At 70.8% G+C, this 9,395-nt stretch carries 11 protein-coding genes; 7 read left to right on the top strand and 4 right to left on the bottom strand.

The annotated features are described in order from the left end of the window. A partial coding sequence (locus tag ACFYO0_RS42685; protein WP_388687101.1) for an ATP-binding protein occupies window positions 1–255 on the top strand: 255 nt, incomplete at its 5' end. Between the two features lie 2 nt (window positions 256–257). Here the strand turns inward: ACFYO0_RS42685 and ACFYO0_RS42680 are convergent. After that, a complete protein-coding gene (locus ACFYO0_RS42680) occupies window positions 258–1,214 on the bottom strand; it encodes a TAXI family TRAP transporter solute-binding subunit (RefSeq protein ID WP_388687099.1) in 957 nt (318 codons plus the stop codon). Between the two features lie 689 nt (window positions 1,215–1,903). On the opposite strand from ACFYO0_RS42680, the gene ACFYO0_RS42675 reads away from it, so the two are divergent. The 4 genes from ACFYO0_RS42675 to ACFYO0_RS42660 all read left to right on the top strand — a co-directional run bounded on the left by ACFYO0_RS42675 (window position 1,904) and on the right by ACFYO0_RS42660 (window position 3,887). After that, complete coding sequence (locus tag ACFYO0_RS42675) at window positions 1,904–2,200, top strand: hypothetical protein (protein WP_388687097.1); 297 nt, start codon at window positions 1,904–1,906, stop codon at window positions 2,198–2,200. Between the two features lie 120 nt (window positions 2,201–2,320). Then, window positions 2,321–2,617 carry a tyrosine-type recombinase/integrase gene (locus tag ACFYO0_RS42670; protein ID WP_388687095.1) on the top strand — a complete coding sequence of 99 codons (297 nt, stop codon included), beginning with the start codon at window positions 2,321–2,323 and terminating at the stop codon, window positions 2,615–2,617. Between the two features lie 80 nt (window positions 2,618–2,697). Continuing rightward, window positions 2,698–3,612, top strand: coding sequence for a HipA family kinase (locus ACFYO0_RS42665; protein ID WP_388687094.1), 915 nt, complete (start codon window positions 2,698–2,700; stop codon window positions 3,610–3,612). Next, complete coding sequence (locus ACFYO0_RS42660) at window positions 3,609–3,887, top strand: SelT/SelW/SelH family protein (protein WP_344393872.1); 279 nt, start codon at window positions 3,609–3,611, stop codon at window positions 3,885–3,887. The genes ACFYO0_RS42665 and ACFYO0_RS42660 overlap by 4 nt, the downstream gene beginning before the upstream one ends. Window positions 3,888–3,905: 18 nt before the next feature. Here ACFYO0_RS42660 and aceB read toward each other — a convergent pair whose 3' ends face one another. Together aceB and ACFYO0_RS42650 are read right to left on the bottom strand one after the other, a co-directional pair. Continuing rightward, window positions 3,906–5,528, bottom strand: coding sequence for a malate synthase A (gene aceB, locus ACFYO0_RS42655; protein WP_388687093.1), 1,623 nt, complete (start codon window positions 5,526–5,528; stop codon window positions 3,906–3,908). 166 nt (window positions 5,529–5,694) lie between these two features. Beyond that, window positions 5,695–6,294, bottom strand: coding sequence for an NTP transferase domain-containing protein (locus ACFYO0_RS42650; RefSeq protein WP_388687091.1), 600 nt, complete (start codon window positions 6,292–6,294; stop codon window positions 5,695–5,697). A 214-nt stretch (window positions 6,295–6,508) separates the two neighbouring features. Between ACFYO0_RS42650 and ACFYO0_RS42645 the strand changes: the two genes are divergently transcribed. Then, window positions 6,509–6,793, top strand: a complete 285-nt coding sequence (locus tag ACFYO0_RS42645; RefSeq protein WP_386344984.1) for a DUF5955 family protein — start codon at window positions 6,509–6,511, stop codon at window positions 6,791–6,793. Between the two features lie 158 nt (window positions 6,794–6,951). On the opposite strand, the gene ACFYO0_RS42640 is transcribed toward ACFYO0_RS42645, so the two are convergent. Beyond that, a complete protein-coding gene (locus ACFYO0_RS42640; RefSeq protein WP_388687089.1) occupies window positions 6,952–7,767 on the bottom strand; it encodes an IclR family transcriptional regulator in 816 nt (271 codons plus the stop codon). 254 nt (window positions 7,768–8,021) lie between these two features. On the opposite strand from ACFYO0_RS42640, the gene allB reads away from it, so the two are divergent. After that, window positions 8,022–9,392: an allantoinase AllB gene (gene allB, locus ACFYO0_RS42635; protein ID WP_388687087.1), complete on the top strand. Its 1,371-nt coding sequence runs from the start codon at window positions 8,022–8,024 to the stop codon at window positions 9,390–9,392. The last annotated feature ends 3 nt before the right edge of the window (window positions 9,393–9,395 follow it).

The raw sequence follows: 9,395 nt of genomic DNA, 5'->3' as shown, positions 1-9,395 counted from the left end.
GCGGGGACGGTGGATGTGACGGTACGGGATGCCGGTCCGGGCCTGACCGCGGAGGAACTCTCCCAGGCGGGCGGGAGGTTCTGGCGTAGCACACGCCACCAGAACGTCCGCGGCACGGGGCTCGGCCTCGCGCTCACCCGCATGGTGGTGGAGGCGGGCGGCGGCGAACTGCTCCTGGCAGCCGCACAGCCGCACGGACTGTCCGCCACCGTACGGCTGCCCGCCGCTCCCGCGCGCCCGGCCGCCGAGCCCTGACGTCAGGGATGTGACTCGCGGTACCAGCGCTCCGCGCCGGGGTGCAGGTCCAGCGGGTATGTGGCGATCGCCGTACGCCGGTCCAGGCGGCGGGCCTCCGGGTGGGCACGGATCAGCCGTGACTGACCGTCGAACAGCAGCCGGGTCAGCCAGTACGCCTCCGCCTCCGGCATGTCCCGCCGCACCACCAGGGCGTTCGGCACGCTGACCGTGGTCACCGCACTCTGCGCCCCGTAGACGACGGCGGGCACGGTGGTCTCCGTGTAGAGCTCACCGTAGGACTCGGTGAGGGCGCCGACCACGTCGCCGAGGTCGACCAGGCGGATCGGTGTGGTCCGGCGCAGCTCCGTGATCGCCGCCGTGGGCAGGCCACCGCTCCAGAAGAAGGCGTCGATCCGCCCGTCGGCCAGGGCGGACGCCGACTCGCGTACATCGAGCCGCTGTCCGGTCACGTCGTCGTCGGCGGAGAGCCCCGCGACGTCCAGGACGCGTTCGGCGACGATCGCGGTGCCCGATCCCTCGGCGCCCACGGAGACCCGCCGCCCGCGCAGCTCCTTCACGCTGCGCACCGGGCTGTCGGCGGCGACCACGAGCTGCACGTAGTTGTCGTACAGCGCGGCCAGCGCCACCACGGGTACACGACCGGTGAAGGGCGCGCGCCCGGCGATGGCGTCCGCGGCGGAGTCGGCGAGCGTGAAGCCCACCCGGGCCTCGCCCGCGCCCACCCGGCGGAGGTTGTCGACACTGCCGCCGGTGTGCAGGACCCGGGCGGAGGTGGCGGGAAGCCGGCGTTCGATGAGATCGGCGTATCCGGCGCCGTACTCCGCGTAGACCCCGCCCCGGTTGCCGGTGGCCACCGTGACCTCGCCCGACGGACGGGGCGGCGCGTCGCTCCCGCCGCATCCCGCGAGCAGGAGGGCCGCCGTGAGGGCGGTGGCGAGCACGTGTGCCAGCCGCATGGAGACCTCCTCGACCTGCGGAGCCGTGCGCCGGGTGCACCGGCTCGGGCGGTAGGGGGCGCGCACCTGTGGTTCGCGCGATCAGCCTAACCACCTGTGCGGTCTCGCTCCTGAGCGGGCGTTCGGCGGGCCGCACCTCAGGCGGAGACCGGCTCGTTTGCCCGTGCCGGGTCCGGTGCGAGCTCGGCGTGGTGGGTCAGCACGGGATCCGGACCGGGGCGGGCATACGGACGGATCCATCCCGCGGACATTCCGGGGGCGAACCTGGTCAGCGGCGACCACGCCCCCTGGACGTGGTCGTACCGGTGGAACCCGCCGCCGATCTGTACCGCGGAGCCTGGCAGCGGGTCCGGGAGGGGGCGGGCCCGGTTCGAGGAGCTGAGGGTGCGGCGCGGCAGGGGGCGTTGCCCCTCACGGGAGCAGCTGGCGAACGAGCGCGTCCGTCGCCCACCGCTCCCAGCGCGCCGGGGACCAGCCGCGACCGGTGACCAGCAGGTCGTAGGTCTCCGGACCGAGAACGGCCAGGGCGATGTCGGCGGCCGAGGAGGCGTCGTGGCCCTCGCGCAGCGCGCCGCCGGTCTTGGCCGTCAGCGCCTCGGCGAAGCGGAGCTGGACCGTATGGCGCTGCGCTCTTCGCCGCCCGCCGCACCGGGCTGCTCCGTGCCGCCGGCCGCCCGGGTATACGGCGGATGCTGACCGGCGCCTTCCGCCGGGTCCACGTCGGGAGCGACGGCTTCGCGATCCGCGTCGACGCCCGGCGCGGTGACCGGCACGCGGCCTGGGCTCTCACCGGACGCGGACAGAGCAGGAACACCGGTCTGGTCGCCGCGTACGTGACCCGTGAACTGCTCACCGGGACTCCGCCGACCGGGGTGCACCACATCGAACAGCTGCTGGGCTTGGCCGGTTTGCCGGAGACGCTGGCGGCCCAGCACGGCGTCGCACTGCACGCCCCGCTTCTCCCGGACCGGAGCCGCGGCCGGTGACCGGCGGCTGGAGCGGCGGCGACTACGCCGCCGTCGGCGATGCCTGGGCCCACGCCGCCGACGACGTGACCGCCACAGCCCTGGCCGAGCTCGGCCCTACCTCGCCCGGACGGGCATGCCGTGTCCTCGACGTGGCCACCGGCACCGGCCCCGCGGTACTGGCAGTGGGAAGCGGCTCCGAAGGACGGCTTCCACGTACTGCGGCGCACCTGTGCCTCGATCATGCCGGAGGCGGGAGAGTCCGCAGTGACCGTGGCGCGGTGGCTCGGGCACTCCTCCCCGGCGATCACCCCCGGTTACTATGCTCACTCCATGCCGGAGGCCGGAAGCAAGGGGTGGACGGCCATTGACGGACCACTGGGGAGGCAGGGAGATCTGCGTGCCGGTCGAAACTCCCCAGATTCGCCCCAGGGTTGACGACGCGCGATTCCCGCTGTCCGGCACCTCGGGGAGTGTCCGTTGAATTGCAAGGTCAAAGAGGTGGGTGGCCTAAGAGAATGATGAGAGAGGTCACTGCGACCCGCTACATAGAACCTCTGCGATCCGGCGGCTCCGTCCCCGGAATCGTCGAGGCCGACGACCTCGGCACCTACGTCGTGAAGTTCACCGGCTCCGCGCAGGGCAGGAAGGCGCTGGTCGCCGAGGTGATCGTGGGTGAGCTGGCCCGTGCGCTGGGGTTGCGGTTCCCCGAGCTGGTCCTGGTGCATTTCGACCCGTCGATCGCCGACGGGGAGCCGCATCAGGAGGTGCGGGACCTGCACAGCGTCAGCGCCGGCATCAACCTCGGCATGGACTTCCTGCCGGGCGCGAAGGACTTCACGCCCGAGGTCGCCGAGACGTTCCGCGTGGACCCGCTGGAGGCGGGCCGGATCGTCTGGCTCGACGCACTGACCGTCAACGTCGACCGTACGGTCCACAGCTCCAACCTGATGGTCTGGCCCACGTTCGGCACCGCGCCCCCGCACCTGTGGCTGATCGACCACGGCGCCGCCCTCGTCTTCCACCACCGCTGGGACGCGACGGAACCGGAGAAGGCGTATGACTTCCGGCACCACGCGCTCGGCCACTACGCCCCGGACGTACGGGCCGCCGACGCCGAGCTGGCGCTCCGCGTGACCGAACGGCTGCTCCGCGAGATCACGGCCGAAGTGCCGGACGCCTGGCTCGCGGACGAGCCGGGCTTCGCCACGCCCGACGAGCTGCGCGAGGCCTACGCCGGCTACCTCCACGCGCGCGTGCGCGCATCGGCGGCGTGGCTGCCCACGGATTTCCCCACCCGGGAGGAACTCGCCGCCGAGGAGGCCCTCCGCGCGGCGAAGAGTCAGAGAGGCCGTCCGAAGTGGCTCCAGCAGGTCCCCGACCTGCACGGCAAACCGGCGGCGGAACAGGATTGGTCGGTACACCTCGGATGACCCACCGCGTTCAGATCGAGTACTGCACCCAGTGCCGCTGGCTGCCCCGCGCGGCATGGCTGGCGCAGGAGCTGTTGACCACGTTCGAGACCGAGCTGACGGAGCTGTCCCTGAAGCCGGGCACGGGCGGGGTGTTCGTCGTGCGCGTCGACGACGAGGTGGTCTGGGACCGGCGCGAGCAGGGCTTCCCGGAGCCGACGGCCGTCAAGCGCCTCGTACGCGACCGAGTGGCCCCGGGCAGGACCCTGGGCCACTCGGAGAAACCGGCGGACTGACTCGGTCTGCGGGCTGACTCAGCCGGTGAGCTGCTCGTACGCGGGCAGCGTCAGGAAGTCCACGTACTCCTCGTCCAGCGACACCTTCAGGAGCAGGTCGTGGGCCTGCTGCCAGTTGCCGGCCGCGAAGGCCTCGTCGCCCAACTCGGCGCGGATGGCGGCCAGTTCCTCGGCAGCGACCTTGCGGGCCAGCTCCGGTGTGGCCTTTTCGCCGTTCTCGAACTCCACGCCCGCGTTGATCCACTGCCAGATCTGGGAGCGGGAGATCTCGGCGGTGGCCGCGTCTTCCATGAGGTTGAAGATGGCGACAGCGCCGAGGCCGCGCAGCCAGGCCTCGATGTAGCGGATGCCGACCTGGACGGCGTTGACCAGGCCCGCGTACGTCGGCTTCGCGTCCAGCGAATCGATGGCGATCAGGTCGGCGGCCTTGACGTCGACGTCCTCGCGCAGCCGGTCCTTCTGGTTGGGCTTCTCGCCGAGCACCGCGTCGAAGGACGCCATCGCGATCGGCACCAGGTCCGGATGCGCCACCCAGGAGCCGTCGAAGCCGTCCCTCGCCTCACGGTCCTTGTCGGCCTTGACCTTCTCGAAGGCGACCTTGTTGACCTCCTCGTCGCGCCGCGAGGGGATGAACGCCGCCATGCCGCCGATCGCGTGCGCCCCGCGCTTGTGGCAGGTGCGCACGAGGAGTTCGGTGTACGCGCGCATGAACGGGGCGGTCATCGTCACCGCGTTGCGGTCCGGCAGCACGAACTTCGGCCCGCCGTCACGGAAGTTCTTGACGATGGAGAAGAGGTAGTCCCAGCGGCCCGCGTTCAACCCCGAGGCGTGGTCGCGGAGCTCGTACAGGATCTCCTCCATCTCGTACGCCGCCGTGATCGTCTCGATGAGGACGGTGGCGCGGATGGTGCCCTGCGGAATGCCGACGTAGTCCTGCGCGAAGACGAACACGTCGTTCCAGAGGCGGGCCTCCAGGTACGACTCCGTCTTGGGGAGGTAGAAGTACGGGCCCTTGCCGAGGTCCAGCAGGCGCTGCGCGTTGTGGAAGAAGTACAGACCGAAGTCGACGAGCGCCCCCGGGACGGGGGTGCCCGAATCGTCCACCAGATGGCGCTCGCTCAGGTGCCAGCCGCGCGGGCGCATCACGACCGTCGCCAGCTCTTCGGCCGGCTTCAGGGCGTACGACTTGCCCTCGGGGGACGTGAAGTCGATACGGCGCTCGTACGCGTCGGTCAGGTTGAGCTGGCCGAGGACCACGTTCTCCCAGGTGGGCGCCGAGGCGTCCTCGAAGTCCGCGAGCCAGACCTTGGCGCCCGAGTTGAGGGCGTTGATGGTCATCTTGCGGTCGGTGGGGCCGGTGATCTCGACGCGGCGGTCGTTCAGGGCCTCCGGTGCCGGGCCCACCTTCCAGGAGTCGTCGGCCCGGATGGCGGCGGTCTCGGGGAGGAAGTCGAGCGTGGACGTACGGGCGATCCCGGCGCGGCGCTCGGCGCGACGGGCGAGGAGCTCGTCACGCCGGGGCGTGAACCGCCGGTGCAGCTCGGCCAAGAAGGCGAGCGCCGCGTCCGTGAGGACCTCACCCTGCCGGGGCAGGGGCTCGGCGTCGACGATGGCCAGCGGAGACGGCGCTGGTGCGGACATGAGCTGTCACTTCCTTCAGCGAGCTGACTTCAGTACACGGCGGCACTGGGTGTCAATGGATACTAATTTCCTCATGGTGGAAGTTCAATGTTTTGTTGATGTCGAGATTCTCCGAGTCGAGGCAAGGGCCGAGACAACAGGGGCGGGCGCTCTGGCGACATGCGGCTCACTCGAGGTGGACCAAGTCGCCTTCCGTGTCGATGTCGTACGCCTGCGCAACATCACCGCACTCGACAAGCGTGATCGCGTCCTCGTGCGCCTTCAGGTAGGCGCGTGCCCCGCGATCCCCGACCGCCGTCGCGCTGATGCCGGGCCAGTGGTCGGCGCCGAACAGCACGGGATGGCCGCGTACACCGTCGTACGCGGCTGCCGCGAGCGATGTCTCGGAGGCGTACGTGGCGAGCACGCGGGCCACCGCCTCCGGCCCGATGCCGGGCTGGTCGACCAGTGATACGAGGGCTGCCCGCGCCCCCGTTCCGGCCAGCGAGTCGAGCCCGGCCCGCAGGGAGGAGCCCATGCCCTCCTCCCACTGGGCGTTGTCGATCAGGACGCAGTCGGGCAGTACGGCCGTGGAACGGACAAGGCCCGCCCGTGCCCCCAGGACCACATGCACCCGGGCGCAGCCGCCCGCACGCAGCACCCCCGCCGCGTACTCGACGAGGGGGCGCCCCCGGTGTTCGAGCAGCGCCTTGGGCCGCCCGCCGAGCCGACGGCCTCCGCCCGCCGCGAGCAGCAGCCCCGCCACCTGGTCCCGTTTCGCTGTCATGCCTCTTGCATACCTGACAGCACGGCGAGTTCATGGTGTCCAAGGACTGAATTTCGGCCCTTGGAGTGGCGCCCACCGCTGGGGGTGGCGTTTACTGGCCCGCGGTCCCCGGTGCCTGACCAACGCCACGGGGTGCTCGACAGAAGCAGTACGTCAGGCGCACAAAGGAGTGCGAGGGGGGAGAGCTGTGTTGCGGAGCTTGGGACAGAGGCCAGTGACCGGCAGCGACGAGGATCCGAGGGTGGCGGAGCTCAGGACCGCGGTGTCCAGGCTGCGCCGCGAACTCGCCGCGCATCCTGCCGAACTCCCGGATCGCGGGATCGCGGAGGACGAGCTTGCCGCGCTCGCCGCGATGACCGTCAGCGGCATCCCGGAGGTACCGCGGCTGCGCCGCTCGCTGCTGCTGATCGCCGGCTCCATCGGATCGGTGAGTGCGCTGGCACCGGGGCTGCAGGATGTGCGCAGCGCGGTGGAGCTCTTCGGGGAGCCGGGCCGCTGAGCGCTGGGCTGGAACGGTTCGAAGCTGCGGGTCCGTTGTGGCTCGTCGCTTCCCCACTCCCGGCTCCGCTCGAGCGGTGGGAGCCCCATGAGCGGGGCACCCCCATCGCGGCGGAGCCGCACAATGTCACTGCCTCGCGCCCCTGCGGGGCGCCCCGATCAGGCGCCCGGCCCCGAACTTGCCAGTGCCTCCGACAGTTCCACCGCGACCTGTTGCAGCACGGGCACGGTCTTCTCCGTCATCTCCTCCGTGACGCGGCCGGCCGGGCCGGAGATCGAAATCGCCGCCGCGGTGGGGGAGTTGGGCACGGAGACTGCTAGGCAGCGGACGCCGATCTCCTGCTCGTTGTCGTCCACCGCGTACCCGGAGCGGCGTACCTCCTCCAGTGCGGTGAGGAATGCGTCGGGCGAGGTGATCGTCTTCTCTGTGGCGGCCGGCATGCCTGTGCGGGACAGCAGTGCGCGCACCTCGCTTGCCGGGAGGTGGGCGAGCAGGGCCTTGCCGACGCCGGTGGAGTGCGGCAGCACCCGACGGCCGACCTCGGTGAACATCCGCATCGAGTGCTTGGACGGGACCTGCGCGACGTACACGATCTCGTCGCCGTCGAGCAGCGCCATGTTCGCCGTCTCGCCGGTCTCCTCGACCAGGCGCGCCAGGTAGGGCCGGGCCCAGGTGCCGAGCAGCCGGGACGCGGACTCGCCGAGGCGGATCAAGCGGGGGCCGAGCGCGTACCGGCGGTTGGCCTGCTGTCGTACATAACCGCAGGCAACCAGCGTGCGCATCAGCCGGTGGATCGTCGGCAGCGGAAGCCCGCTGCTCACGGAGAGCTCGCTGAGGCCGACCTCGCCGCCCGCGTCCGCCATTCTCTCCAGCAGGTCGAAGGCGCGCTCGAGGGACTGGACGCCACCGCTGGGTGCGGAGTTCTTCGATGCGGAGGCATCCGCGGGGGCGTCGCTGGCGCTGGACGTCGGCACGGGGCGTTCCTTTCAGGTCCGGCAGGAGAGGAAGCCTATCGGCCGGTCAGTGTGTTGACTGACCGGCTGTGGATAACTACGTTCTGCTTGATGGAATGTTAATTCCGCTTTACGGAATGGTCCAGGCGAAGGGGCGTGCTCTTGACGGGGTGGAGCCTGCGGTGAAGACTCCTTCAACATAACGTTGAATTTCGCACTGCGGAAGAGGCGGAAGGAAACGGCAGCGCGGAACAGAGCGGCAGAGAGGGGTCCGGGTGTCCGGCGACCGATGGAGCGCAGGGCAGGGCGAGCGACGGGGCGAGCTCATCCTGCGCTCGACGCGTGTCATCACTCCTGAAGGGACGCGCGCCGCCTCGGTCGCGGTCGCCGCGGGCAGGATCACGGACGTACTGCCGTACGACGCCGAAGTGCCCGCCGGAGCGCGGGTGGAGGACTTCGGCGACGACGTCCTGCTGCCCGGCCTCGTCGACACCCACGTGCACGTCAACGACCCGGGCCGCACGGAGTGGGAGGGCTTCTGGACCGCCACCCGCGCCGCGGCGGCCGGTGGCATCACGACGCTGATCGACATGCCCCTCAACTCCCTTCCGCCGACCACGACGGTCGACCATCTTCGTACCAAGAAGGACGTCGCCCGGTCCAAGGCGCACATCGACGTCGGCTTCTGGGGCGGGGCCCTGCCCGACAACGTCAAGGACCTACGACCGCTGCACGACGCCGGAGTCTTCGGCTTCAAGGCGTTCCTGTCGCCCTCAGGAGTGGACGAGTTCCCCGAGCTGGACCAGGAGCAACTCGCCCGTTCGCTGGCCGAGATCGCCGGGTTCGACGGCCTGCTGATCGTGCACGCCGAGGACCCGCACCAGCTTGCCGCCGCCCCTCAGAGGAGCGGCGGCACCTACGCCGACTTCCTCGCCTCCAGGCCGCGCGACGCCGAGAACACCGCCATCGCCCAGCTCATCGCGCAGGCGGAGCGCCTCCACGCGCGCGTGCACGTGCTGCACCTCTCGTCCAGCGACGCGCTTCCTCTGATCGCCGCCGCCAAGCAGGAGGGCGTACGGCTGACTGTCGAGTCCTGTCCGCACTACCTCACGCTCACGGCCGAGGAAGTCCCGGACGGGGCAAGCGAGTTCAAGTGCTGCCCGCCGATCCGTGAGGCGGCCAACCAGGACGCGCTGTGGCAGGGCCTGATCGACGGCACGATCGACTGCATCGTGTCCGACCACTCGCCCTCCACCGCCGACCTCAAGACCGCCGACTTCGCCACCGCCTGGGGTGGCATCTCCTCGCTCCAGCTGGGCCTCTCGGCGATCTGGACGGAGGCGCGCAGACGGGGCCGGTCCCTCGAGGACGTCGTCCGCTGGATGTCCGCGCGCCCCGCCGAGCTGGCCGGACTCTCCCAGAAGGGCGCCATCGAGGCCGGCCGCGACGCCGACTTCGCGGTTCTCGCGCCCGACGAGACCTTCACCGTCGACCCCGCCGCGCTGCACCACCGCAACCGGGTCACGGCGTACGCGGGCCGGACCCTGCACGGCGTCGTCAAGTCCACCTGGCTGCGCGGCGAACGCATCGTGGCCGACGGCGAGTTCGGTGAACCCGCGGGCCGACTTCTCGAGAGGAACAACTGATTA

The organism is Streptomyces sp. NPDC006365 (assembly GCF_042870755.1).
In the GTDB taxonomy this organism is placed as follows: Bacteria; Actinomycetota; Actinomycetes; order Streptomycetales; family Streptomycetaceae; genus Streptomyces; species Streptomyces xiangluensis.
This window is presented reverse-complemented; position numbering and strand designations above follow the sequence as displayed.

Excerpts from the sequence above, each read along its gene's own strand:
- ACFYO0_RS42680 (WP_388687099.1), bottom strand. The coding sequence starts at position 1,214 with ATGCGGCTGGCACACGTGCTCGCCACCGCCCTCACGGCGGCCCTCCTG.
- ACFYO0_RS42675 (WP_388687097.1), top strand. The coding sequence starts at position 1,904 with ATGCTGACCGGCGCCTTCCGCCGGGTCCACGTCGGGAGCGACGGCTTC.
- ACFYO0_RS42665 (WP_388687094.1), top strand. The coding sequence starts at position 2,698 with ATGATGAGAGAGGTCACTGCGACCCGCTACATAGAACCTCTGCGATCC.
- ACFYO0_RS42660 (WP_344393872.1), top strand. The coding sequence starts at position 3,609 with ATGACCCACCGCGTTCAGATCGAGTACTGCACCCAGTGCCGCTGGCTG.
- aceB (WP_388687093.1), bottom strand. The coding sequence starts at position 5,528 with ATGTCCGCACCAGCGCCGTCTCCGCTGGCCATCGTCGACGCCGAGCCC.
- ACFYO0_RS42650 (WP_388687091.1), bottom strand. The coding sequence starts at position 6,294 with ATGACAGCGAAACGGGACCAGGTGGCGGGGCTGCTGCTCGCGGCGGGC.